This window comes from Sphingomonas sp. (genome assembly GCF_030145815.1).
Taxonomy (GTDB): domain Bacteria; phylum Pseudomonadota; class Alphaproteobacteria; order Sphingomonadales; family Sphingomonadaceae; genus Sphingomonas.
Genome location: NZ_JAIXHL010000015.1, coordinates 24213 through 47501 on the forward strand (window position 1 = coordinate 24213; position 23289 = coordinate 47501).

Below are 23289 nucleotides of genomic sequence, written 5' to 3' on the forward strand. Positions count from 1 at the left end.
CGCGAAGGAGAGAGTGCATGACCGGCCGCCTGCTCAGTCCCATCGGCACGAACAGCGTCGAGCGCCATCCCATCGCCCCGCGGCTCGATACGCTGAACGGCAAGAGGATCGGCCTGCTCGACAACACCAAGAAGAATGCGGGGCTGCTGCTCAAGGCGGCAGGCGAAATCCTGCAGCGCGACCATGGCGTGGCGGAGGTACGCGCCTACCGTAAGATCAGCTCGTCGCCGGGCGCTCCCGCGGCGACGCTGGACGCGCTGGCAGCGTGCGACGCAGTGATCAACGCTTATGGCGACTGCGGCTCGTGCACGTCCTGGTGCATCCATGATGGCGTAACGCTGGAAAAGCGCGGCGTGCCGACGACGACCATCAACAGCGACGCGTTCGTGGTGCTCGGGCAGCAGGAGGCGATCGCACTGGGCCTGCCCGGACTTCCAATCGTGATGGTGCCCCACCCGATGGGCGATATCGCAGCAGAAATCGTTGTCGAACGTGCGCACGGAATGATCGAACAGGTGGTGCGGGTCCTGACCGGCAGCGCGGCGCAGCTCGAGAGCGACTATACCGACCGCTATATCGGCGAGAGCAACAATTTCGCGCGTAGCAACATGTTCTGCGAGATCTGATCCATGACCGACGACCGCTATCTCGACCTGGCCGACGATCTCGACTTCGAGGCGGCGAACGAGGCGCTCTATCAGCTGGGCGTGACCGACGGGCTGCCCGTGATCCCGCCGACCGAAGCGCGGGTGGCGCGGATGCTGGCCGGGACACGCCGCGATGCTGGCCAGTCGCTTGGCGCGATGGGGCCGGGTTACGGCAAGGCGACGATCGAGAAGATCGCGGTCAACGCAGTCATGGCAGGTTGCCGTCCTGAATATCTGCCCGTGCTGATTGCCGCGTGCGAGGCAATGCTGGAGGACGAATTCAATCTCTATGGCATCAACGCCACCACCCATCCTGTCACGCCGATGCTGGTCGTCAATGGTCCCGCGGTCGAGCGGCTGCGCATCAACTCGGGCTATAACTGCATGGGGCCGGGCTGGCGTGCCAATGCGACCATCGGACGGGCGATCCGCCTGATCCTTATCAATATCGCCGGAGGATCACCGGGAAATGGCGACCGCGCAACGCACGGCACGCCCGCCAAATTCTCCTTCTGCATGGGCGAAAACGAGATGGCATCGCCCTGGGAGCCGCTGCACGTCCGCCGAGGGTTCGACCCCGGAGTGAGCACCGTCACCGTTCACGGCTCCGAAGCGCCCCATGAGATCAATAATCATACCAGCGAGGACGGAGAAGGCATCCTCAAGACCTTCGTCAGCACGATCTCGACGCTGGGCCATAACAATAGCTACCTTGGACATGGCGAGGTCGCGATCTGCATCGGCCCCGAACATGCCGATACGATCGCGCGCGACGGCATCGGCCTGCGCGAGGTTCAGGAGTATCTGTTCGCGAATGCGGGCAACACCCTGTCCCGACTGGTCGGGATCACCCGCGACAATTACGACGCCATGGCGCCGTTCAACCGTGACTCGGTGAGTGATCCGTTCGTGCCGCTGGTGTCGCGCCCGGAGGATTACCTCCTCTATGTGGCAGGCGGCGTCGGCAAGCACAGCATGGCAATGCCGAGCTTTGGCCTGACCAAGTCGGTGACCAGGGCGATCGAACTGGATTGACCGGTCAGGGCTGCGCCGGAGCGCCCCGCCGCAGCCGTTCGATCACATCGTCGAGGTCGCGCTGCCCTTCATAGCGGCCGCCCATGTCAAGGATCAGCGCGGGGTCGACCGGCGCGTTCAGCACATGATCGACAGCGAAGCTGCGATGCGCGATCCGCCAGCCGCCGTCGCGCCGCGTGAAGCTGTCGCCATAGCGGACACGGTAGATACGATCGACCGCCGGGGTACCCCTATGCTGCTCGACGGCGAGGCACCAGCTTTCGACGAATGCGGTGTCGGCCGCGGTGAATTCGATCAGGTGATTGGCCACCATATGCGACGCACGGGGAACGCCGGGGTGGCGCGCCGCGACCGTCGCGATGAAATCCGCCACCGGCACCGCACCATCGCCCTTGTCGATGATTGCGTCGGGGTGGAATACCGTCGCGAGCAGAGCCATGTCGATCCGGTCGATCGCGCGGCAATAGAGATAGAGCTGCTCCTCGATCTGCAACCGGTCGACGATGCGTTGGGGCGACCAGTCGCGCATTCTAGGCTGCGCGCCGGTTGCCGGTATCGGCGATCGCCGGCCAGAATTCCTCGCGGCTGCAGGTCACGAACCCGCCGGCGAGGCGGCGCCGCCAGAACTGGACGCTGCCGAAATCGTCTCGCCAGGCCATCAGCCGGCGCGTGCGGTGGTTGAGCGCATATTCCTTGCTGAACCCCATCGCGCCATGGACCTGATGGCCGATGCCGATCGCGGCGTCGGCGGCATCGCCCAGCCGCGAGCGAGCGGCAGCGATGAGCGTTTCCCTGCCCGCGTCCGCCGCTGCTTCAGCAATACCCGCGGATGCGAGCATGTGCGCGGCGAGTTCGGCCAGCATCTGCTGGATCACCTGGAATTTCGAGATTTCACGGCCGAACTGCTTGCGCTCACCCGCATAATCGATGCTGCGTGCCAGCGTCCATTCGATCGCCCCCAACATCTGCCCTGCGCGCAGAATGGCGGCGGTGCGCAACGTGGCGGACGTGTCGAGCGCGACGATCGCGCCGAGTGACCCTCTCAGCGTGTCGCGCGGCTCGTCCGCCGCATCGAGCGCAGCTTCCATTTCCCAACTTGCCGAGGCGCTCAGCGAAATTCCGGACGGGGTGACCGCCAGCACATGATCGACGCCGCCGCCCCAGGGCACCGCATGCAGCACGGCCGCGCCATCGTCGGCAAAGGCAAGCGCGATCAACCCGTCTGCGGGTTCAAGTCCGGCCTCGGCCAGCAGCTTGTTGCCCAGCATCGTTTCGACAATCGGTCCGGGTGCAGCCGCGGCACCCATGGCGCGCAGGATCGCAAAGGAATCGCCGATATCCGCGCCGATCCCGCCCTTGCCCTCGGGTACCAGCATTCGGGTGACGCCATTCTCCTCCAGTGCCTTGTAGAGCGCCGCCGGCAGCATGCGCCGTTCGCTCGCCTCGATCCTGCTCTGATCGAGCGTGTCGGCAAGGATCTGCTCGACCGTTTCGCGGAAGAATGCGCGGTTCTCGCTCATCTCAGGCCAATCCCTCGCGCGATGATTCCGCGCAAAATCTCGTTGGTACCACCACGAATGGTGAAAGCGGGCGCATAGACCTGCGCATGGCTCAGCAGGCGCCTGAGCCGCGCATTGCGGCCATTGGCGGTCAGATCTTCTGAGGCGACGAGGTTGCGCACGACGCGCACCGCCTCCTGCTCGAACTTGGTGCCGAGGTCCTTGACGATCGAGGCCTCGAGATTGGGAGACAATCCGCGCTGGATCATGCTGGCGACCGACATTGAAAGCTGGCGCAGCGACAGGAGATGCGAGAGCAGCCGCCCCAGTTCCTCAAGGCTCGCCGGCTGGGCGTCCGGGCCGAGAATGTCGATCAGTTCGGAGACCAGCCGGAAGCTTGACAGCCACCGTTCGGGTCCGGATCGTTCATAGGCGAGTTCGGCCGAGACCTGGTTCCAGCCATTGCCTTCCTGCCCGATCAATGCGTCGTCCGGGACGAACACGTCCTCAAGCAGCACCTCGTTGAAGTCATGTTCGCCCGCCATCGAGATGATCGGACTGATGGTGACGCCCGGCGTCTTGAGATCGACGATCAGCTGGCTGAGACCGGCATGGCGCGAACCCTCGACCGTCGAGGTACGAACGAGCGTGATCATGTAGTGAACGCGGTGCGCATTGGTGGTCCAGATCTTGCGCCCGTTGATGCGCCAGCCGCCCGCGACCTTTTCCGCGCGCGCCTTGAGCGAGGCGAGGTCCGACCCCGATTCCGGCTCGCTCATCCCGATGCAGAAATAGCAGTCACCCGCAGCGATCCGGGGCAGATAGAAGTCTTTCTGCGCGTCGTTTCCGAACTTTAGCAGAACCGGACCACTTTGCCGGTCCGCTACCCAATGCGCGCCGACGGGGAGCGCGGCGGCGAGCAGCTCCTCGTTCATCACATAGCGTTCGAGCGCGGTTCGCTCGCCGCCGCCATATTGCCTGGGCCAGGTGAGGCCGATCCACCCCTGTGCCGCGATCCGCTTGGTGGTTTCGATATCGAAGCCGAGGCCGATCCTTTCCGGCGGCGGCAAATGTCCTTCCGCGCGTTCGCGGGCGACGAAAGCGCGGACCTGCGCACGCAGCGTCTCGGCGGCTTCGGGGAGTTCGGGCAGATCCAGATGGAGCGCGGTCGCGGACATAGGCTCAGGCCGTGATGTGCGAACCGCCGTTCACCGACAGATGCTGTCCGGTGATGAAGGCGGCGGCGGGAGATAGCAGGAAGGCGATGGAATTGGCCGCCTCCTCCTTGGTCAGGAACCGGCCGAGCGGAATATTGGCGAGATAGCGATCGCGGAACTTTTCGCTGCGCACCGTCTCGGTCATCGCCGTTTCGACGACTCCGTAGGCGACCGAGTTGGTGCGGATCCCGTAGCGGCCCCATTCACGTGCGGCCGACATGGTCAGGCCCAGTACACCGGACTTGGCCGCGCCATAGTTGATCTGGCCGATCGTGCCCTTGCGGCCCGCATCCGACGAGATGTTGACGATGGCGCCGGGATCGCTCTCCCCGCTCTTGGCGCGAGCGATCATGTCCATGCCGACCGCCTGAAGCATGTTGAACGCGCCGGTCAGGTTGACGTCGATCACCGCCTGCCAGTCATCGGCGGTCATCTTGTCGATCATCGCAGTGCGGGTGATGCCCGCATTGTTGACCAGGCCATGGATACCGCCGAAGCGCGCAGCGGCCTCCGCCACAGCCTGTTTCACGAACGCGCGATCCGTGACGCTGCCGGCGATCTTCATCGCCTTACTCGAATCGAACGATGTCAACGCCGCGTCGAGTTGTTCTTCGCTGCGATCGAGCAAGATGACATTGGCGTCGAGCGCAGCGCAAAGCTGTGCGGTCGCAAGCCCGATCCCCTGTGCGGCTCCCGTGATCAGGATGGCGCGGCCTGACAGGTTCATTGGATTGGTCACGAAATTATTCCCCGAAATCTAAGTCTCGCGATCCGGTATGACGCGGCACGCTCAGGGGGCAACCGGCGCAGGGCAAGCATCACGGGGATGCTGAAACAGCGTCATGAACGCTTATCCGGGCATGGTCGCGCCACCATTCACCCGCAGGATCTGACCGGTGACATAGCGGCTGGCATCGGAGGCGAGGTAAAGCATGGCATGGGCGATGTCGGCAGGCTCGCCGGTCGCGCCGATCGGCGAGCGGGCAGCGTTGCGGCGGAGCGTTTCCCCGAGTTTTTCCGCTGTCATTCGTGCCTGGCCGGTCATCCCGGTCAGGACGAAGCCGGGCGCGACAGCATTGACGCGTATCTGCTTCGGCCCGAGTTCGACCGCCAGGCTGCGTGTCAGCATATTCACCGCGGCTTTGGTCATCGCATAGACCGACAGGCCCGCCATCGGTTGGTCCGCGGCGTTGGACGACACGTTGATGATCGTGCCGCCTCGCGTCCCCATTGCGCGCGCGGCGGCTGCGCAGCCCCAATAGGTGCCGTCCATGTTGATCCGCACGATGCGCGCATAGGCATCCGGCTCGGCATCGACCAGATCGAACAGGCCCGCCGTCCCAGCGACGTTCGCCCAGATATCGATCGGGGCGATGGACGCGGCGAACCGGGCCAGCCGTTCGAGCGCCTGGGGAGCGGACAGGTCGGCAGCAAATGCATGCGCGCGCTTGCCGATCTCGGCTGCGCGTGCGGCCAGCATCTTTCCATCGATGTCGGCCATCACGACCGTTGCGCCCATCGCGACATAGAAGCGTGCCGTTTCGAGCCCGATGCCAGATGCCGCCCCGGTCACGACAGCGAGCCGGTCGTCCAGCCGATACACCGCGAGCGGATCCATCACTTGCCCTTATAGGCAGGCGGGCGTTTCTCCACCGCAGCCGCGACCGCCTCATGCTGATCTTCAGTTTGTTGAACGACGGCCTGCATCGCCGATGCGATCTCCAGTGCAGCGGATAGATCGAGCCGCGCCGATTCGCGCAGCAATCGCGTATTGAGCCGGATCGAATGGGCGGGATGCCGGGCGATCCGCTTCGCAAGTGCCTTGGCTTCGTCGAGCAGCGCGGCGTGCGGCACCACGCCACGGACAAGTCCGATCTCGAGCGCACGTGCAGCATCGATCGTGTCGCCGGTAAGCGCCAGTTCCGCCGCCGCTGATGCGCCGATCGCGCGATTGAGGAACCATGCCCCGCCGGCCGCCGAAGTCAGGCCGAGCTTGATGAAGCTCTCCGCGAACTTTGCCCGTTCCGACGCGATGCGCATGGTGCACATCGTGGCGAAGTCCATCCCCGCGCCCATCGCCGCGCCATTGACCGCTGCGATCGAGGGGACTTCGAGGTCATACAGCGCGCGCGCGATCGTCTGCACGCCGGCCTGATAGGTCCGGCGGATTTCCGCCGCATTACCTGCGAAGTGATTGGCGCGGGCATACATGTCCTTGATGTTGCCGCCCGCGCAGAACACGTCGCCTGCGCCCGTCAAGATCACGCAGCTGACGCTCATGTCCGCATTGGCTTCGGCGCAGGCGGCAACCAGCGCGCGCGTCAGCTCGGGGCTCAGCGCGTTGCGCGTCGCGGGATCGTCGATCGTCAGGATCAGGATCGGCCCCTCACGCTCGGCCTTGAGGACGGGGCCGCTCATGCAAAGGCCCTTTCGAGCGCCGTTTCGGGTTTGCCGATCTGGTCGCGTGATTCCAGTCTCAGGATCGGTCCGGCGAAGGTTTCGGGATCCTCGATGATCGCGCAGACATGCTCGCCGACCTCGGTGTCCATCACCCAATGCGGTTCGGCGATATCGCGCTTGCGCTCGCCATTGATCATGCTGATCAGCATGAGCTCACGTATCTGCGCACCGTCGCGATATTCCCTGGCGAAGCCGCGGTACATCATCCGTTGTGCCGCCTGGAGCATCGAAAGCTGCGCCATTTTGGGGAGGATAAAGTCCGCCGTGCCGCCGCCGATCCCGATCAGCATCCCGTCTCGCGGCAGCTGCGGGAGCATCGCCTTGATCGCATGGAAATGGGTCAGCAAATTGGTCGCATAGACCTCCGCCATTTCGGCGCTCGACCATTCGAGCAGGGGCTTTGTCGCATTGGGCGCATTGACCGCGATGGCGACTGCATCGATGCCCCCAAACGGCGCCTGCGCCGCCTCCCACAATGCGATCGCAGCCTCGACCGAGCCGAGATCGCCGACCACGGTGGCGATGCCCGAACCGTCCTCATAGCGAACAAGGCGCTCGGCGTTTCGGTCCCCGGCGACAAGCCGGAAGCCTCGTGCGTGCGCGCCGCGGACGATGCCCTGTCCGATGTCCCCGCAAGCGCCGAGGACGAGAAGCCGCTTGGCTGCCATTTTGCTGTTCCTTCCGGGCACGATCCTAGCCGCGGTGTCGCGCGCTGACACCGTGGTGCCGATGATCAACACATCCGTGCTGGGATGGCTGGAATAGCCTAGGCTGTCGCGGCAGCCGGCTTGCGGGCGTAGCGATCCAGGACTTCCTGAAGGCCCTGCGGCGGCAACCGGTCGGCGGGCTTGTAGAAGGGCGACAGGATGCGCTTGAGATGCGCCTTGGCGTGCCGGCCGGTGACCTGCTGCACATGCTGCTGCCGCGCGATCGAGGCGGCGCGTTCCTCCGCGCTCATGCCCTCGCGGTCCTTCTCGAGCAGATAGGTCTGCACTTTGCGCACATGCCCGCGGATATGTTTCACCGCGTAGAAGAACGCCCAGATACGATAGAGATAGGCGATCGGTCCGCGACCGAACAATGCGTGATAGACGTCGTGCGCCACCTCGCGATGCTCATATTCCTCGGCCAGATGCCATTTCCACATTTCGACCGCCTCGGCATCCGCGCCATCAAGGAATGGCGCGAAATCCTCGAAGAAATTGTCGACCGCGACGGAGCTGACCGCCTCGAATCCCTCCGAATAGGCGACATTGAAGCGCAGCGATTTGGTCTTCAGGAAGCGATCGTAATCCGCCTCATATTCCTTCTCGATCGCCAGCATGCCTTCATAACCGTCAGCGCGCAGCGCCTTGTTGAACAGCAGATGCTGCCGGCAATGCTGCATCTCCTGCTTGATGAAGATCGCCAGATCCTTGTGGAGTTTCTCATGTCTGGTGGGCAGCGCTGCCTGCGCTTGCAGCATCACCTTGACCAGATAGGGTTCGATATAGGCCGGGACGGTCGATGCCGCGTTCTGCATCTGCGCGAATTCGCGATGCGGCGCCCAATGCGCCCGGACTTTCGAGAAATCCCATTTGGGAAAGCGTACCTGCATCGTGCCTCTCCGGATGCGGCGGTTCTAAAATCCGCCATGGCCAGAAAATAACATATTGTCGGCTTTTCGGGGAGGAGGGGGCGGCATATCACATATGTGATCCGTCTGCTATGGACAGCACGGATGTGATTGAGGCAGCTTGCGGTTGCCGATGGATCGCAAGCGCTCGTCAGCAGCGCCGAAATTAGGAGAGAACCGATGGCACGTCGCCGTTCGGCCCCGTCGCGAGACCGTATTCTGGTTCGCGCGCCGATTGAGAACAAGACCGTCAAATCTGCCGGTCGAGTGCTTGAAATCCTTGAATATTTTGACGATTTGCAACGCCAGTCGACGGTGATGGAGATCGCCGATGCGCTTGGCTATCCCCAGTCCAGCACCTCCGCGCTCCTTCGCAGTCTGGTGAGCCTCGGTTACCTCAATTATGATCCAATGGCGCGCACCTACATCACTTCGAGCCGCGTCGCACTCCTTGGTAGCTGGGTGAACTCGCAGTTTTTTGCAGAGGGCGCCATCATCTCCATGATGAAGGAGCTGAACGAGCAGACGGGTGACACCATCGTCCTTGCTGTCCGCAACGGTCTGCATATCCAGTATATCCATGTGATCCAGGCGACCAGTCCGGCGCGACTGCACATGACGCTTGGGACCGTGCGGCCGCTCGCCGCATCGGGCGCGGGCTATGCGTTGCTCAGCACCATGACCGATTCTGAGATCACCCGGCTGGTGATGCGGATCAATGCCGAAGCGCAGGATGGCGAAGCTCTGGTCAAGATTCGCGACCTGCTCGAGGAGATCGCCGTGATCCGGCGCAAGGGCTATGCCTTCACCTGCGACATGGTAACCCGCGGCGGCGGCATCGTCGCCGCGCCGCTGCCCCGGATCAGCGGCCAGCAGCGCATGATCGTCGGCATCGGCGGCATCAGCGAGGTGATGCGCGGGCGGGAGGAGGAGCTGTCCAAGGCTCTGATGGAACAGATCGACGCGCGTTTCGGCCGCGGCAGCCGCAACGTCGTGCAGATGCCCAACCGGGAACCATCGCGCATTGTCATGCCGAGCCTGCAAACTGCGTGATGCGCTGCGTGCCAATCTGACCAATCGGGGGATCGAATGACGAACATGAACAAGGGCGCGGCACCCCTTGCCGGGCGCCGCGTCCTTGACTTGTCGCGTGTGCTGGCCGGCCCCTGGTGCACGATGGTGCTCGCGGACCTGGGTGCCGAGGTCACCAAGGTCGAGCATCCGCGCGGCGGTGACGACACGCGCCATTGGGGGCCGCCCTATACTGGTGGCGAATCGGCCTATTATCTGTGCGCCAATCGCAACAAGCGCAGCATCGCGCTCGATATCTCGAAGCCAGAAGGGCAGCGCATCGTGCGCGACCTGGCAGCGCGGGCCGATGTGCTGGTCGAGAATTACAAGCTTGGCGGGCTGGAGAAGTTCGGCCTCGGTTATTCATCGATCGCCGAGATCAACCCGCGCATCGTCTATTGCTCGATCTCGGGCTATGGGCGGCGCTCGCCCATCGCGGAGCGGCCGGGCTATGACTATGTGATCCAGGCCGAGGGCGGGTTGATGTCGGTCACCGGCCCGGTCGATGGCGAGCCGATGAAGGTCGGGGTGGCTGTTGCCGATCTCTTCACCGGCATGGCGGCGGCGCAGGCGATCCTGGCGGCGCTGATCGCCGCCGATCGCGATGGGGTCGGGCAGCATCTCGACATGGCGCTCTATGATTGCCAGCTTGCGATGCTGGCCAATGTCGGCAGTGCCGCGCTTGTCGCCGGCACCGAGCCGCGCCGCTATGGGAACGGTCATCCGACGGTCGTGCCCTATCAATTGTTCGATACCCTCGACGGACAGGTAGTGGTCGCGGTCGGCAATGATGCGCAGTTCACGGCCTTCGCAACCCGTCTGCTCGACCGGCCCGATCTCGCGACGGATGAACGGTTCGCGAAGAATGGTTCGCGCGTCGCCAATCGCGATGCGCTGCTCGCGGAGATCATGCCGCTGATGCGCGAGCACACGACCGAATGGTGGTTGGCGGGTCTGCGATCGGTCGGCGTACCGACCGGCGCGGTGCGTCAGGTTGGGGAAGCGCTCGCCGCGCCGGAAGCGACTGCGCGCGATATGGTCGCCACGGTCGCGCATCCCAGCGCGGGCGAGGTGAAGCTCGTTGCTTCCCCGCTCAAGCTTGGCCGTACGCCGGTTGTCTCGCCGGTCGCCCCGCCGATGCTGGGCCAGCACAGCCGGACCGTGCTGGCAGAGCTCGGCTATCGAACCGACGAGATCGAGGCGCTCCTCGAGAGGGGCGTTATCGCCTGAACGCGGTCACGTATGTGATGAAACAGACAGTTGCACACGCAGCTTTGGAAAGCTGACACAATGTCAGCTATGCCGCGGGCAGGAGAAGGATGAACATGGCGGGAATCGACGTCGTCATCACTGGCATCGGACAGTCTGCGGTCGGGCGAAAGCTGGCGCAGTCGGGCCTCGAGCTGACCGTGGACGCGGCGCTTGAGGCGATCGCCGACGCCGGGCTGACTGTCGCCGACATCGACGGCATGTCGACCTTTCCGGGCCGCCGGCCCGATGCGATCCCGTTCTCCCCAGTCGGCACGATGGATCTCAAGGAAGCGCTCGATTTCAAACTGAACTGGTTTGCCGGGGCGATGGAAGGGTCGGCGCAGCTTGGTTCCATCATCAATGCCTATGCTGCGATCAAGGCGGGGTTGGCGCGGCACGTCTTGTGTTTCCGTACCGTCAAGGAAGGGTCGGGCGGGGCGTCGTGGAAGGAGAATGCCGAAGTCCGCACGCAACGCGTTCGGCTCGACGGCGAATTTCAGTATATTTTCCCCTATGACGCGATCTCGGCGACCAACTGGTTGTCGCAATATGCGCAGCGCCATTTTCATCTGTACGGGACCCGGCGCGAGCACCTTGGCGCGATTGCACTCAACGCGCGGCGCGGCGCGATGGACAATCCCAAGGCGCTGTTCCGCGATCCGATGACGATGGACGATTATCTGTCGGCGCGGATGATCAGCACGCCGTTCGGGCTGCTCGATTGCGATGCACCGACTGATGCCTCGACTGTGATCCTGCTCTCCGCAGCGGATGCGGTGGCGGACCGCAGCAAGCCGGTCGTGCGCATCGACTCGGTGGGTGGCGGTATCCATGGCCGCGCCGCCTGGGACCAGGCGGAAATGCCGCGCATGGCGGCACATGATGCGGCGCGGATGCTGTGGTCGCGAACCGACTTGAAGCCTGCGGATGTCGATGTCGCGCTGCTCTACGATGGCTTCAGTTTCCTCGCATTGACCTGGCTCGAGGCAATGGGGTTTTGCGGGATCGGCGAGGGCGGCGCCTTTGTCGAAGGCGGCAGCCGAATCGCGCGTGACGGCGCGCTGCCGCTCAATCCGCATGGCGGGCAATTGTCCGGTGGGCGCACCCATGGCTTTGGTTTCATTCACGAAGCTGTGGTCCAGCTTCGCGGGCAGGGCGGGGCACGGCAGGTTGCCGGAGATCCCAAGGTTGCAGCGGTCACCAATGGCGGCGGTCCGATGGCGGGCGCGATGCTGCTGGTGCGCGACTGAACAAGATGAGAGGATGATCATGACGAACCCCAACTGGTCCCCCGGCACGCAGACGACTACGGTCGAAGTGCTGCGGAGCGCCTTGGCGAAGCGCGGCCCCAACTGGGAGTTCGTGGATTATTCGGGCGAGAAATACACGCTTGGTTTCCTCGACGCGCAGAGTACGAGCCTTGCCCATGCCTTGCGGGCATCGGGCGCGCGTGCCGGCGAATGCGTGATATCGATCCTCGACAACTGCGTCGAACAGCTGCTGCTGCTGTTCGCCTGCGCAAAGATCGGCGCGGTCCATGTCCCGCTCAATACCGCCTATAAGGGCGAGTATCTGCGCCACCAGGTCGCGGATTCTCGGGCCGCTGTGCTGGTCGCCGAAAAGGAATATGTCGAGCGGCTGATCGCGATCGAGGGCGGCCTGCCCGACGCCCGGGTGCTGCTGATCAAGGGCGAGCTGCCGGAAGGCATGGCGGCGAACAAGCTCGAGATGCGTATGCTCGCCGATGTGCTGGTCCCGACCGAGGAACCCACGGGCCATGAGAGCAAGCCCGGCGATCTTGCGATGCTGGTCTACACCGCCGGCACCACCGGCCCCTCCAAGGGCTGCATGATCAGCCAGAACTATCTGTGCAATCAGGCGCGACAGCTTGCGACCTGCCTTCACTATGACGGGGATGATGTCGTGTGGACGCCGTTGCCCGGCTTCCACATGAACCAATATTCCGCGACCGTCCTGTCGTCGATGATGGTGGGCGGGAAATGCGCGATCTATCCGCGCTTCTCGGTGTCGCGCTTTTGGGACGAGCTGGAGCGGGTCGGCGCGACCGTCACCCATATCCTCTCGTCGATGGTGCGGTTCGTGGCCGAGGCGCCCGACAACCCCGCCTCGCTGCGTTACAAGGGCAAGCTGCGCGTGGCAGGGGGCGCGCCGTTTCCTGAAGAGCTGCAGACGATCTGGCGCGAACGCTTTGCGCCCAAACATGTCCATGCGCCCGTTGGCTATGGCCTGACCGAATGCGCGATCGTCACCAGCGTCGACATGACCGTGCCGCGCCCCACCGCAAGCTCCGGCACCCACAATGACGATTTCGAGGTGATGATCGTCGACGATGACGACGCCGAGGTTGCGGCCGACACGCCCGGCGAAATCCTGGTCCGCCCGAAAAAGCCCCATGTGATGTTCGAGGGCTATTGGGGCCGGCCCGCCGAGACGATGAAGGTGCTCAAGAACTTCTGGTTCCACACCGGCGACATCGGCAAGTTCGACGCTGACGGCTGGTTCTACTTCCTCGACCGGAAGAAGGACTATCTGCGCCGCCGCGGCGAGAATATCTCGTCGATGGAAGTGGAGGGGGTGTTCAGCCTGCATCCCGCTATCCAGGAAGTCGCCGTCCATGCCGTGCTCGCCGACCTGGAGGACGATGTGAAGGCGACGATCGTCCTTGTCGAGGGGGCGGCGCTGACTGAGGAAGAACTGTGCCGCTGGTCGGTTGAAAACCTGCCCTATTTCGCGGTGCCGCGCTTTATCGAGTTCCGCGCGGCACTGCCCAAGAACCCCGTCGGGCGTGTGCTCAAATATGAGCTGCGCGATCAGGGGATCACCGAGGCGACCTGGGACCGCGAAACCTCATCGGTCGAACTGGTCAAGCGCTGAGCTGAACCGCCTTTACGCAGGGTGCGGATTGTTGTAGTCAGAAAACCAACAGCATGTCAGTTTTAGGAAGAGGATCGATGCCATGAAGGTTGAGGATCTCATTATCGTCAGCGTCGACGACCATATCGTCGAGCCGCCCACCATGTACGACCAGCATCTTTCGGTGCAGCACAAGGCGATCAAGCCGGAACTGCGCAAGGATGCTAACGGCGCGGATTTCTGGCTGTACGAGGGCAAGCGCACCGGCTCGATCGGGCTGAACGCCGTCGTCGGCCGGATGAAAGAGGAATATGGCTGCGAGCCGGTTTCGTTCGAGCAGATGCGCAAGGGCGCGTGGGACATCGATTCACGCATCGAGGACATGAACGCCAACGGGATCCTGGCGTCGCTCAACTTCCCCAGCGTGGTCCGCTTCGACGGCGCGCTGTTCCACGAGTTCGACAACAAGGCGAACGCGCTGACGCTGTTGCGGGCCTATAATGACTGGCATATCGACGAATGGTGCGGCAGCCATCCGGGCCGCAACATCCCGCTGGCGCTGGTGCCCTATTGGGACATCGATGCTACGGTCGAAGAGATCAAGCGCGTGTCCGCAAAGGGCTGTCACGCGATCACCTTCAGCGACAATCCCTCGCTCAAGGGACAGCCGAGCATTCACAACGAGCATTGGGAACCGCTCTGGAAGGCGTGCGCCGACCACGACATCGTGATCAATATTCATATCGGATCGGGCGCGCAGGCCCCGCATGCATCGATGGAATCGCCGATCGATGCCTGGATCACGACCATGCCGATCTCGATCGTCAATTCAGCGGCGGACTGGCTGCACCTCAAGGCATTGCAGCGTTATCCGCTCCAGGTCTCGCTGTCCGAAGGCGGGATCGGCTGGATTCCCTATTTCCTCGAGCGAGCCGACTTCGTCCATGAACATCACAAGGCCTGGACTCACGCCGATTTCGGAAAGAAGAAGCCGAGCGACGTTTTCCGCGAACATTTCCTGACCTGCTTCATCGACGACGCCTTCGGCCTCGAGAATCTCGACAAGATCGGCGAGAATAATGTCGCCTATGAATGCGATTATCCGCACTCCGATACGGTGTGGCCGGAATCGGCCGACCGCCTGAGGGCGACGCTGAGCGGTATTTCCGACACGGCGATCGAGAAGATCACCCATGGCAATGCGCTGCGCCTGTTCAACTTCGACGCTTTCGGAATGATGGGCGGCCGGGAGAACTGCACCGTCGGCAAGTTGCGCAAGGCAGCCCAGCATATCGACACCGCGCCCCGAAGCTATGGCGGACCCGCCCCACTCGCCGAGGGCGAGGTCGCGCGCCGGGTGACCTCGGGCGACATCACCAAGATGTTCATGGACGTCGCCAAGCAGGACGGCGAACTCGAAGCGGCCGAGTGAGATGGGTGCCGGTTATCAGCGGATGCTGCCCAGGCTCGACGATCTGAACCGCTTCTATTGGACAAGCGGCGAAGACGGCGTGCTGCGCATGCTGCGATGCCAGGATTGCAGCCTCTGGGTGCATCCGCCCCAACCGGTCTGTCCGAAATGCCTGACCAAGCATCTCGCCCCCGAGCCGCTGTCCGGACGAGGCACGGTGTTCAGCTATACGGTGAACGAGAAGGCGTGGGGCCCGGGCCTCGAGGTTCCCTATGTCATCGGCGTCGTTCGGCTGGACGAACAGGACGGGCTTCAGCTCACTACCAACATATGCGGAATCGCATCCGATCAGGTCCACATCGGCATGCGTGTCAGAGTCACGTTCGATCACGATGAGGATATCTGGCTTCCGATGTTCGAACCCGAAGCAATGCGCAACGCGGCCTGATACGGCTGCGGCGATCAAGGAGAGAGATTGTGGCTGTAACGGCTGTACTTGAACGCGAACCCGAAACCCGCATTTTGCCCTATGCGGTCTATGACGGCGATGGACATCTCTATGAGACGATGGACACGTTCCGCCGCCATCTGCCCAAGCAGTTTCACAAGGATTTCCAGTATGTGCAGGTCGAAGGCCGCACCAAGCTGGCGATCAACGGGCATATCAGCGAATATATACCCAACCCGACCTTCGAGGTCGTCGCCGCGCCGGGCAGCCATGAAATCTGGTATCGTGGCGAGAATGCCGAGGGCAAGACGCTGCGCGAGCTCACCGGCGATCCGCTGGCCTATCAGCCCGAGTTCGGCAATCCCGAAGCCCGGCTGAAGCTGCTTGACGAGCAAGGCGTGCACGCCCAGCTCATTTTCCCGACCCTGGCCTCGATCATCGAGGGGCATATGGGCAACAATGTCGAACTGATGGCGGCGCTGGTTCATTCACTCAACGCCTGGGTGCTCGACGAATGGAGCTTCAACTACAAGGACCGGCTCTATCCCTGCGCCTATATTTCGCTGGCCGATGCCGAGAAGGCCGAACAGGAACTGGATTGGGCGCTGAAGCATGGCGCACGCCATATCCTGATCCGTCCGGCGCCGGTGCCCGGACTGTTCGGCCCGCGTTCCCCTGGCCTTCGCGAGTTCGACCGTTTCTGGGGCAAGGTCAACGAATCGAATATCTTCGTCGTCCTGCATGTGTCCGACAGCGGCTACGATCAGATCTATCGCTGGTGGGGCAGCGGCGCCAACGAAATGGTCGCGTTCGACCGCTCGGATCCGTTGAAGGCATGCATGGATACGCAGGGGCGCTCGATCGCCGACACCATCGCGGCGCTGATCGCGCATGGCGTGATGGATCGCTTCCCGAACATTCGCTGGATGTCGGCCGAGAATGGCTCGATCTGGGTTCCGCATCTGATGAAAATGTTCAAGCGCGCCCATGGCCAGATGCCGCAGGCCTTCAAGCGCCATCCGATCGATACGTTCCGAGAGAGCGTGTTCGTCGAGCCCTATTACGAGGAGGACCTGAACGAGCTGCGCGAATTCGTCCCGGTCGAGCGCCTGGTGTTCGGCAGCGACTGGCCGCATGCCGAAGGGCTCGCAATGCCGCTCGACTTCCTCCACGAGGTGAAGGATTTCACGCCGGCAGAACAGGAGATGTTCATGAGCAGCAACTTGAAGGGCCTGCTCGAAGGCAAGCGCTGAACATCGCGATAGGCAAGCTATGCCGCCCGGACCCTGGGTCCGGGCGGCTTCTCTATGCCTGTTGGCGAACTGAGGCGATCGCGCGATCTGCGGGCGAGCCTTTGACGGTCGGCGTGAACAGCAACGTCAGGATGTCGATCTCGGCCTGTTTCAGGTCATCCGGCGCGACGATCGCAGGATTCTGTCGCATCGTTGCAGGACGCGCCGCCATGCGCTCGATCGCCGAATAGATGATCACGCTGCGCGCCAGTGCCGATTTCGGATCGACATCGTCAGGGTGCGCCGCGAGGATGCGTTCGGCGATCGCATGGATCAGCGGCATTGCCGCTTCCTGACGGACGGCGAGGAAGGCGGGATGCGCGCTGTCCGACAAATAGTTGCGGACCGTGAGGATCGCTCGATGCCGGTCCCAATAGGCACTGAAGGCATCGATGAAGCGCGTCGCATGTTCTGCAGGCGAGGCCGATGTCCAGTCGCCGCGTAGCGCCTCCTGGACCTCATCCATGTCTGCCCCGGCCTCATGGCTGAGGGCCAGAAGGATCTCGTCGATATCCTTGAAGTACAAATAGAATGTTTGCGAAGCCAGTGTCGCAGCGCGGGCAATGGCACTGGCCGTCAGCTTGTGCGCCGGCTCGACCGCGATCAGCTGACGGGCCGCATCGAGCAACCGCCGCCGGCTTTCGGCTCCCTTGCGGCCGATCGACTGTCCATGCTTGTTCGTCTCGTCCATCGCGCTGTGGAACGCCGCGAGACGCTCCCTGTCAAGCGCGGGCGGACTCAGCTTCGCGATTTGGGCATGCCCAGCGACTTCTCGGCGATCAGGCTGCGGTGCACTTCGCTGGTGCCGCCATAGACGGTCATGGCGATGGCCCGCCGCATCGTTGTTTCGACATAGTCCATGTCGGGGTCGACACCGCGCACCAGCGACCCGGGTGCGCCGGCCTCGACGATCGCGCTGGCATCCCGGTACATGGTTTCAGTCGTGAACATTTTCGCCATCGGACCATAGCTGATGTCGTGGATGCCTTCGACATCCGCCCACACCTGGCGCCGGCAGAGCACATCCGCCACTTCGTCGTTGATTGCGGCACGAGCCAGCACGCGACGAAGGAACGGGTTGTCGATCGGCGCCGCGCCATTGCCGCTCGGCTTGCGCGCCCAGGCGAGGGCTCGGCGCATCATTGCGGTCTGCGCCGCGTGATAGCCTGATCCACCATGTTCGAAGCCGAGCGCCGATGCCATGACGCGCGCGCCGTCGCCGACCTCGCCGATGCGGTAGCGATCCGAAATGCGGACATCAGTGAAGTAGGTGATGTTCGTCTTCTCGTCCTGCAGTGTATAGACCGGGTGCAGTTCGATGCCGGGCAGCTTCATCGGCATGATGAACATCGTCAGGCCCTGGTGCTTCTTGCCGCTATTGTCGGTGCGGGTCAGCATCAGGATATAGTCAGCCTGGTGGCCGTTGGTGGTGAACATCTTCTGCCCGTTCAGCACCCATTCGTCACCCTCGCGTACGGCACTGAACTTGGTCCCGAACACGTCCGAGCCCGATTGCGGCTCGGAGAAGCCGAGCGCGCCCAATGCTTCGCCGCGGGCGATGGCGCCGACGATCTCTTCCTTTGTTTCCGGCTGCGACCAGAGTTGCGCCATCTTGGCGACGAACTCGGTGACAGCGATCGGCGTGCGGGTCCAACCGATATCTTCCCACATCGGTGCAGCGGCCATCACTTCGTAGCGGCTGCGGACTTTCTGGCCGTCGGCGCCAAGGTCTGGATAGGCATGGCCAGCCTCGGCCAGCTTCTTGTGGAAGCCGGGATGGTGGCCCGCGGTGGAGTGATGCTTCTTCGCTGCGATATCGGGGGCCATCTGCCCTTCGACGAAGCTGCGCAACTCGGCGGCATAGGCGTCGGCCTCTGCTCCCCATTCGAAATCGATCTCCACCTCCCCGGCGCGGGGCAGGGCTACGGTCTCGCCGTCCCAAAGGCGCGCGGCGATGCGGTCGAGCTCGGCATTGGGGTCGCCTGCGATCAGCGACAGCAGCTTGGCGCGACGGAAATAGAGCTGGACGTCATATTCCAGGCTGAGGCCATAGCCACCAAAGGTACGCACCGAATGCTGCACCGCCTGGTCCACGCTATGGGCCGCCCACCAATAGGCCATCGCTGCGCGCGCGCCTCCTTTGGCATCGCCCGCTGCAATCGAGGCAATGGCGCGCCATGCCAGCAGCTTTGCCCCGTCCATATGCGTCGCCGCGTCGGCCATCGGATGCGCAATGCCCTGATAGGCGCCGATCGGCGAGCCATAGGCATGGCGCTCGACCGAGTAGGCGGCGGCGAGCTCGAGCGCCCGGCGGCCAAGGCCGGCCAGATAGGCAGCGGTGAGGACCTTCCATTCCTCGCCCGCGGCGGCGAACTGCGATATCGCAGTGTCGCCGGTCGCCAGCACGAACCGCTCGCCCGCTCCGCTCGACAGATCGAGATTGGCGACCGCGGCGGCGGCGATATTAGGCGCTTTCGCGGCATTCAACCCGGTCAGGGCGACGAGGTCGTTTCCGTCAAGCGCGAGCACGACATGGGCGCGCGACCCGCCGAGCACCGGTTGGGCCACACCCGGCGCAACCGGGTTGAGCGCAAGTGTTGCGATCGCCCCGCTATCGACCGCGGACAACAGTGCGGCGGGGGCATCCAGCCGGTGCAGCAGCGCGATCGCCACGATCGCTTCGATCAGCGGCACGGGCGCGACATGGCGGCCCGCTTCCTCGGCAACGATCGCCGCATCCATCAGCGTCATCCCGCCATCCTGCGGTTCGATCGCCCGGATACCGACAATGCCCAGCTCAACCAGCTTGTCCCACAGCGCCTGATCGACCCCTGTATCCTCGGCGGCGCGCAGCCGCTCCGGCGTCGCCTCGTCTGCGAACAGGCGGGCGACGGTGTCCTTCAGCATCGACTGGCTTTCGGAGAGGGCAAGCTTCATTGGACGGAATCCTTCAGGCCTTCTTGTTGACTGCAGTCATTTCTTCGAGATTGGCGAGCGTGACCCGGCCTTCGGCGGCCCAGGCATTGGCATGGCCCAGAGAATGGGTGTCGAAGCACGCCTGGATCGCGGCATATTGTCCCATGATGTCCATCGTCTGATTGACCGCGCGCTTGGCCATGAGCAGGCCGTGCGGATGCTTGGTCGCGATGTCGTTCGCCAATGCCAGCGTGGCTTCATGCAGCTGCTCAAGCGGGACGACGCGATTGATCATGCCGACCTTCTCGGCCTCTTCGGCATTCATCCACCGGCCGGTGAACAGCATTTCCTTGGCCTTGCGGGGGCCGAACTCCCAAGTGTGGCCGTGATATTCGACGCCGCCGATCGCCATGTTGATCACGGGATCGGAAAAGCGCGAATTGTCGGCCGCGACGATCAGATCCATCGGCCAGATCAGCATCAGCCCGGCCGCGACACAGGCCCCCTGAACCGCGGCGATGGTGGGCTTGGGAAGGTTGCGCCACTTGTTCGAATAGCCGAGGAAATGCTTGCTTTCCCAGCGGTACATCCGAAGCAGGCCGTTCGCGCTGACATCGTCGAACATCGACAGCCAGGGTTCGTGCTTCACCACTTCCGCGGAGATGTCATGGCCGGCCGAAAAATGCTTGCCGCTGGCGTTCAGCACGATGACCCGGACATTGTCGTCGGCGATCGCCTTGTCGAACGCGGCGTCCAGTTCCGTCAGCAGCGGCGGGTGCTGCGCGTTGTTCGCCTCGGGCCGATTGAGTGTGACGATCGCAACGCGGTCGCGGACTTCGTACAGGATAAAACTCATCTTGCTGCTCCTCAGCGCATCGGCATGCGGATGGCGCCATCGAGACGCACGGTCTCGCCGTTGAAATAGCCGTTTCGTACCATTTCCAGCACCAGGCTGGCATATTCAGCCGGGGCCCCGAAGCGTTTCGGGAAGGGGACCGATGCCTCCAGTACGCTGCGCACATTGTCCGGCACGCCCAGCATCGGCGGCGTCGCGAAAATGCCCGGCATGATCGTGTTGATGCGGATCGCCGAGCCGGAGAGATCACGCGCGATCGGGAGCGTCATGCCGACCACAGCCGCCTTCGACGCTGAATAGGCCGCCTGACCCATCTGCCCGTCCTGGGCTGCAGCGGATGCGGTGCAAACGATCGCGCCACGCTCCCCGTCCACCGGGTCGAGCGTCAGCATGCCCGCCGCCGAACGGGTGATGCAGCGGAATGTGCCCACCGTGTTGACCATCAAAACCCAGGCGAACTTGTCGCTGGGGAAATACCTGATCTCACCGGTCTTCTTGTCGACGCCGGCAGTCTTGATCGAGTTGCCCGTCCCGGCGCAATTGACCAGCACGCGCTCCTGGCCATTTGCCGAACGGGCCTTCTCGAACGCCGCATCGACTGACTCGTCGGACAGCACATCGACCTTGCAGAAAATGCCACCGATTTCGGCGGCAACCTTCTCGCCCAGTTCCTCATTGAGATCGAAAATGGCGACTTTCGCGCCTGTTTCGGCGATCGCCTTCGCGGTTGCGTGCCCGAGGCCGGAGGCACCGCCGGTGACGATCGCGGAAATCGAGGAATCGAGTTTCATAAGCGTCTGCTCCAGGAAGCATTGTGAACGTATCGGCCCCTTCAGCCTGTCGGACATTGCGGTATGTCTCGCGCCGTCTCTGCGCAATGGAGCGGCAGCCAAGCGCATGGTTGTGATGCGTCGCGCCAAGGATACTAAACGGCGTCCGCATCCGATAGGCTCGCGCGGGGCAACAGGATATCGACATGGCCATCGCTGAACGGCTTCGGTGCAATCTCGAGCTACCCGTGATGGTGGCGCCGATGTTCCTCATCTCAAATCCGGCGCTGACGATCGCGGCATGCAAGGCAGGGATCATCGGAACCTTCCCATCACTGAACGCGCGCAGCGCGGCGGACTATGAGAGCTGGCTCGAGCAGATCGGCGCTGCGTTGGATGAGACTGATGCCGCCTATGGCGTGAACCTCATCGTCGGCAAGCAGAATGGACGGCTGGCTGAAGATCTGGCGATTACAGTGCGACGCCAGGTTCCGCTCGTGATCACCTCCTTCGGAGCGGATCATGATGTCGTTGCGGCGGTACATGACTATGGTGGCACCGTCTTTCACGACGTCGCCAGCGCGCGCCACGCCGAGATCGCAGCGCAGGCGGGGGTCGATGGCCTGATCGTGTTGACGGCGGGTGCCGGGGGGCACACTGGCTGGCTCAACCCCTTTGCAGTGCTGAACGAGGTGCGCGCCGTATTCGACGGCACCATTCTGCTGGCCGGGGGCATGTCAACGGGGCGGGATGTAGCGGCAGCGCGGATGATGGGAGCAGATCTTGCCTATATGGGTACCCGCTTCATCGCGACGCGGGAGGCATCGGTACATCCCGACTATCACGCGATGCTCATCGCATCGCGCGCAAAGGATGTGCTGGCGACACGCGGGATCACCGGGACGCCGGCGAATTTCCTGACCAGATCGCTCGCTGCCAATGGACTCGACCCGGCCTTGTTTCAGGCCGCGACCGGCCCGCTTCGCGTGCTTGACGAACGCGGACTCAGACCCTGGAAGGACATCTGGTCCGCCGGGCAGGGCGTCGGTGCGATCACGGACGTGCCGTCCGTCGCCGAACTGGTCGAACGCTGGTCTACCGACTACGCGGCCGCGATCGGGGCGGTTAGCGTGCCTTGAAGGCCGCGAGCGCGGCCTTCGCCTCATTGCTTCCAGACGTCGCGATCGCCAGTTCGCGCTCCACGTCCAGGCCTTCGGCAAGCGGCATCCCGCTCGCGCGTACCGCTTGACGTATCGCGGCCTCGGCAGGGGGACGGTTGCCTGCGCGTTGCAGTGCGAATTCGACTGCGGCCTCGATCACGTTCTCGCTGATCCGATCGATCAGCCCCCAGGCCAGCGCGGTGACCGGGTCGATCGGGTCGCCGCTCAGCATCAGGTCGAGCGACCGCGTCTCGCCGATCAGGCGGGGCAAGATCTGCGTCGCCCCATAAGCGGGTATCAAGCCGAGTTTCACCTCGGGCAGGCCTAGCACGGCATCAGGGTCGGCGATCCGAAACTGCAGTCCCAATGCGATTTCGAGCCCGCCTCCCAATGCGTAGCCGGAAAGCGCGGCGACCCCGATTTTCGGAAATGCCCGGAGCCGCTGGATCAACGCATGCATGTGACGGATGCGCAGCTCGCCATCCGCGCCCTTCTCCTTGAGGTCGGAACCGACGCAAAAAGCGCGCGGCGAACCTGTGATCACCAACGCGCGGCTGGCATCGTTCTCGATCGTGTCGAGATGGGTGTTGAGCTCAGCCAGCATCGCGGTGTCGATCGCGTTCAATCGCTCCGGGCGATTGAGCATGAGCACCGCGACATCGCGGTCATCGGTCCGCATTATCCTCATCACGGCTCACCTTCCTATCTCCGCAGTCCGCAGCGCAAGGCGCCGGTTAGAGCATCGCATATTCGATGCTTTCTGGTTG

The 23289-nt window shown here is 63.4% G+C and carries 23 protein-coding genes; 10 read left to right on the forward strand and 13 right to left on the reverse strand.

Annotated elements, in window-relative coordinates:
• The first annotated feature begins 17 nt into the window (after positions 1-17).
• Positions 18-626, forward strand: a complete 609-nt coding sequence (locus KYX69_RS14230) for a UGSC family (seleno)protein (RefSeq protein ID WP_300498461.1) — start codon at positions 18-20, stop codon at positions 624-626.
• A gap of 3 nt (positions 627-629) precedes the next feature.
• Complete coding sequence (locus KYX69_RS14235) at positions 630-1682, forward strand: hypothetical protein (protein ID WP_126003393.1); 1053 nt, start codon at positions 630-632, stop codon at positions 1680-1682.
• A gap of 4 nt (positions 1683-1686) precedes the next feature.
• On the opposite strand, the gene KYX69_RS14240 is transcribed toward KYX69_RS14235, so the two are convergent.
• From KYX69_RS14240 to KYX69_RS14275, 8 genes are all read right to left on the reverse strand, one after another.
• A complete protein-coding gene (locus KYX69_RS14240; protein WP_300498463.1) occupies positions 1687-2211 on the reverse strand; it encodes a nuclear transport factor 2 family protein in 525 nt (174 codons plus the stop codon).
• Between the two features lies 1 nt (position 2212).
• Positions 2213-3202 carry an acyl-CoA dehydrogenase gene (locus tag KYX69_RS14245; RefSeq protein WP_300498465.1) on the reverse strand — a complete coding sequence of 330 codons (990 nt, stop codon included), beginning with the start codon at positions 3200-3202 and terminating at the stop codon, positions 2213-2215.
• On the reverse strand, positions 3199-4359 hold the full coding sequence (locus tag KYX69_RS14250; RefSeq protein WP_126003396.1) for an acyl-CoA dehydrogenase family protein: 1161 nt from the start codon (positions 4357-4359) through the stop codon (positions 3199-3201). The genes KYX69_RS14245 and KYX69_RS14250 overlap by 4 nt, the downstream gene beginning before the upstream one ends.
• A 4-nt stretch (positions 4360-4363) precedes the next feature.
• A complete protein-coding gene (locus tag KYX69_RS14255) occupies positions 4364-5137 on the reverse strand; it encodes an SDR family NAD(P)-dependent oxidoreductase (protein ID WP_206431311.1) in 774 nt (257 codons plus the stop codon).
• A gap of 111 nt (positions 5138-5248) precedes the next feature.
• Entirely contained in the window at positions 5249-6016 is a 768-nt protein-coding gene (locus KYX69_RS14260; protein ID WP_126003397.1) for an SDR family oxidoreductase, read from the reverse strand.
• The gene (locus KYX69_RS14265) at positions 6016-6816 is read right to left on the reverse strand and encodes an enoyl-CoA hydratase-related protein (protein WP_126003398.1); all 801 of its coding nucleotides are present in this window, start codon (positions 6814-6816) and stop codon (positions 6016-6018) included. The genes KYX69_RS14260 and KYX69_RS14265 overlap by 1 nt, the downstream gene beginning before the upstream one ends.
• Positions 6813-7526, reverse strand: coding sequence for an SDR family oxidoreductase (locus tag KYX69_RS14270; RefSeq protein ID WP_300498470.1), 714 nt, complete (start codon positions 7524-7526; stop codon positions 6813-6815). The genes KYX69_RS14265 and KYX69_RS14270 overlap by 4 nt, the downstream gene beginning before the upstream one ends.
• 98 nt (positions 7527-7624) lie before the next feature.
• Positions 7625-8455, reverse strand: a complete 831-nt coding sequence (locus KYX69_RS14275; protein WP_126003400.1) for a metal-dependent hydrolase — start codon at positions 8453-8455, stop codon at positions 7625-7627.
• Between the two features lie 198 nt (positions 8456-8653).
• On the opposite strand from KYX69_RS14275, the gene KYX69_RS14280 reads away from it, so the two are divergent.
• The 7 genes from KYX69_RS14280 to KYX69_RS14310 all read left to right on the forward strand — a co-directional run bounded on the left by KYX69_RS14280 (position 8654) and on the right by KYX69_RS14310 (position 16781).
• Entirely contained in the window at positions 8654-9526 is an 873-nt protein-coding gene (locus KYX69_RS14280; protein WP_300498472.1) for an IclR family transcriptional regulator, read from the forward strand.
• Positions 9527-9562: 36 nt separating this feature from the next.
• Entirely contained in the window at positions 9563-10774 is a 1212-nt protein-coding gene (locus KYX69_RS14285; protein WP_206431312.1) for a CaiB/BaiF CoA-transferase family protein, read from the forward strand.
• Positions 10775-10869: 95 nt separating this feature from the next.
• Positions 10870-12045, forward strand: coding sequence for a thiolase family protein (locus tag KYX69_RS14290; RefSeq protein ID WP_126003402.1), 1176 nt, complete (start codon positions 10870-10872; stop codon positions 12043-12045).
• A gap of 19 nt (positions 12046-12064) precedes the next feature.
• The gene (locus KYX69_RS14295; RefSeq protein WP_300498473.1) at positions 12065-13690 is read left to right on the forward strand and encodes an AMP-binding protein; all 1626 of its coding nucleotides are present in this window, start codon (positions 12065-12067) and stop codon (positions 13688-13690) included.
• An 82-nt stretch (positions 13691-13772) separates the two neighbouring features.
• A complete protein-coding gene (locus KYX69_RS14300; RefSeq protein ID WP_126003404.1) occupies positions 13773-15101 on the forward strand; it encodes an amidohydrolase family protein in 1329 nt (442 codons plus the stop codon).
• A gap of 22 nt (positions 15102-15123) precedes the next feature.
• Entirely contained in the window at positions 15124-15528 is a 405-nt protein-coding gene (locus tag KYX69_RS14305; RefSeq protein ID WP_300498475.1) for an OB-fold domain-containing protein, read from the forward strand.
• A 29-nt stretch (positions 15529-15557) separates the two neighbouring features.
• Positions 15558-16781 (forward strand): amidohydrolase family protein, encoded by a 1224-nt coding sequence (locus KYX69_RS14310; protein ID WP_241231063.1) that lies wholly within the window; start codon positions 15558-15560, stop codon positions 16779-16781.
• A gap of 52 nt (positions 16782-16833) precedes the next feature.
• Here KYX69_RS14310 and KYX69_RS14315 read toward each other — a convergent pair whose 3' ends face one another.
• From KYX69_RS14315 to KYX69_RS14330, 4 genes are read right to left on the reverse strand one after another with little or no spacing between them, the layout of a single operon-like run.
• A complete protein-coding gene (locus KYX69_RS14315) occupies positions 16834-17511 on the reverse strand; it encodes a TetR/AcrR family transcriptional regulator (protein ID WP_126003406.1) in 678 nt (225 codons plus the stop codon).
• A gap of 47 nt (positions 17512-17558) precedes the next feature.
• A complete protein-coding gene (locus tag KYX69_RS14320) occupies positions 17559-19757 on the reverse strand; it encodes an acyl-CoA dehydrogenase family protein (RefSeq protein WP_300498478.1) in 2199 nt (732 codons plus the stop codon).
• A gap of 13 nt (positions 19758-19770) precedes the next feature.
• Entirely contained in the window at positions 19771-20592 is an 822-nt protein-coding gene (locus tag KYX69_RS14325; RefSeq protein ID WP_300498479.1) for an enoyl-CoA hydratase, read from the reverse strand.
• 11 nt (positions 20593-20603) lie between these two features.
• Entirely contained in the window at positions 20604-21383 is a 780-nt protein-coding gene (locus tag KYX69_RS14330; RefSeq protein WP_126003409.1) for an SDR family NAD(P)-dependent oxidoreductase, read from the reverse strand.
• Positions 21384-21568: 185 nt separating this feature from the next.
• On the opposite strand from KYX69_RS14330, the gene KYX69_RS14335 reads away from it, so the two are divergent.
• The gene (locus tag KYX69_RS14335; RefSeq protein ID WP_300498482.1) at positions 21569-22501 is read left to right on the forward strand and encodes a nitronate monooxygenase family protein; all 933 of its coding nucleotides are present in this window, start codon (positions 21569-21571) and stop codon (positions 22499-22501) included.
• Here KYX69_RS14335 and KYX69_RS14340 read toward each other — a convergent pair.
• Complete coding sequence (locus KYX69_RS14340) at positions 22488-23210, reverse strand: enoyl-CoA hydratase/isomerase family protein (RefSeq protein WP_126003411.1); 723 nt, start codon at positions 23208-23210, stop codon at positions 22488-22490. The two genes, KYX69_RS14335 and KYX69_RS14340, sit on opposite strands and share 14 nt — an antisense overlap.
• Positions 23211-23289: the final 79 nt, after the last annotated feature.

Excerpts from the sequence above, each read along its gene's own strand:
- KYX69_RS14320 (WP_300498478.1), bottom strand. The coding sequence starts at position 19,757 with ATGAAGCTTGCCCTCTCCGAAAGCCAGTCGATGCTGAAGGACACCGTC.
- KYX69_RS14295 (WP_300498473.1), top strand. The coding sequence starts at position 12,065 with ATGACGAACCCCAACTGGTCCCCCGGCACGCAGACGACTACGGTCGAA.
- KYX69_RS14240 (WP_300498463.1), bottom strand. The coding sequence starts at position 2,211 with ATGCGCGACTGGTCGCCCCAACGCATCGTCGACCGGTTGCAGATCGAG.
- KYX69_RS14245 (WP_300498465.1), bottom strand. The coding sequence starts at position 3,202 with ATGAGCGAGAACCGCGCATTCTTCCGCGAAACGGTCGAGCAGATCCTT.
- KYX69_RS14285 (WP_206431312.1), top strand. The coding sequence starts at position 9,563 with ATGACGAACATGAACAAGGGCGCGGCACCCCTTGCCGGGCGCCGCGTC.
- KYX69_RS14250 (WP_126003396.1), bottom strand. The coding sequence starts at position 4,359 with ATGTCCGCGACCGCGCTCCATCTGGATCTGCCCGAACTCCCCGAAGCC.
- KYX69_RS14315 (WP_126003406.1), bottom strand. The coding sequence starts at position 17,511 with ATGGACGAGACGAACAAGCATGGACAGTCGATCGGCCGCAAGGGAGCC.
- KYX69_RS14330 (WP_126003409.1), bottom strand. The coding sequence starts at position 21,383 with ATGAAACTCGATTCCTCGATTTCCGCGATCGTCACCGGCGGTGCCTCC.
- KYX69_RS14235 (WP_126003393.1), top strand. The coding sequence starts at position 630 with ATGACCGACGACCGCTATCTCGACCTGGCCGACGATCTCGACTTCGAG.
- KYX69_RS14300 (WP_126003404.1), top strand. The coding sequence starts at position 13,773 with ATGAAGGTTGAGGATCTCATTATCGTCAGCGTCGACGACCATATCGTC.
- KYX69_RS14230 (WP_300498461.1), top strand. The coding sequence starts at position 18 with ATGACCGGCCGCCTGCTCAGTCCCATCGGCACGAACAGCGTCGAGCGC.
- KYX69_RS14340 (WP_126003411.1), bottom strand. The coding sequence starts at position 23,210 with ATGAGGATAATGCGGACCGATGACCGCGATGTCGCGGTGCTCATGCTC.
- KYX69_RS14275 (WP_126003400.1), bottom strand. The coding sequence starts at position 8,455 with ATGCAGGTACGCTTTCCCAAATGGGATTTCTCGAAAGTCCGGGCGCAT.
- KYX69_RS14260 (WP_126003397.1), bottom strand. The coding sequence starts at position 6,016 with ATGGATCCGCTCGCGGTGTATCGGCTGGACGACCGGCTCGCTGTCGTG.
- KYX69_RS14325 (WP_300498479.1), bottom strand. The coding sequence starts at position 20,592 with ATGAGTTTTATCCTGTACGAAGTCCGCGACCGCGTTGCGATCGTCACA.
- KYX69_RS14290 (WP_126003402.1), top strand. The coding sequence starts at position 10,870 with ATGGCGGGAATCGACGTCGTCATCACTGGCATCGGACAGTCTGCGGTC.
- KYX69_RS14270 (WP_300498470.1), bottom strand. The coding sequence starts at position 7,526 with ATGGCAGCCAAGCGGCTTCTCGTCCTCGGCGCTTGCGGGGACATCGGA.
- KYX69_RS14265 (WP_126003398.1), bottom strand. The coding sequence starts at position 6,816 with ATGAGCGGCCCCGTCCTCAAGGCCGAGCGTGAGGGGCCGATCCTGATC.
- KYX69_RS14305 (WP_300498475.1), top strand. The coding sequence starts at position 15,124 with ATGCTGCCCAGGCTCGACGATCTGAACCGCTTCTATTGGACAAGCGGC.
- KYX69_RS14280 (WP_300498472.1), top strand. The coding sequence starts at position 8,654 with ATGGCACGTCGCCGTTCGGCCCCGTCGCGAGACCGTATTCTGGTTCGC.
- KYX69_RS14335 (WP_300498482.1), top strand. The coding sequence starts at position 21,569 with ATGGCCATCGCTGAACGGCTTCGGTGCAATCTCGAGCTACCCGTGATG.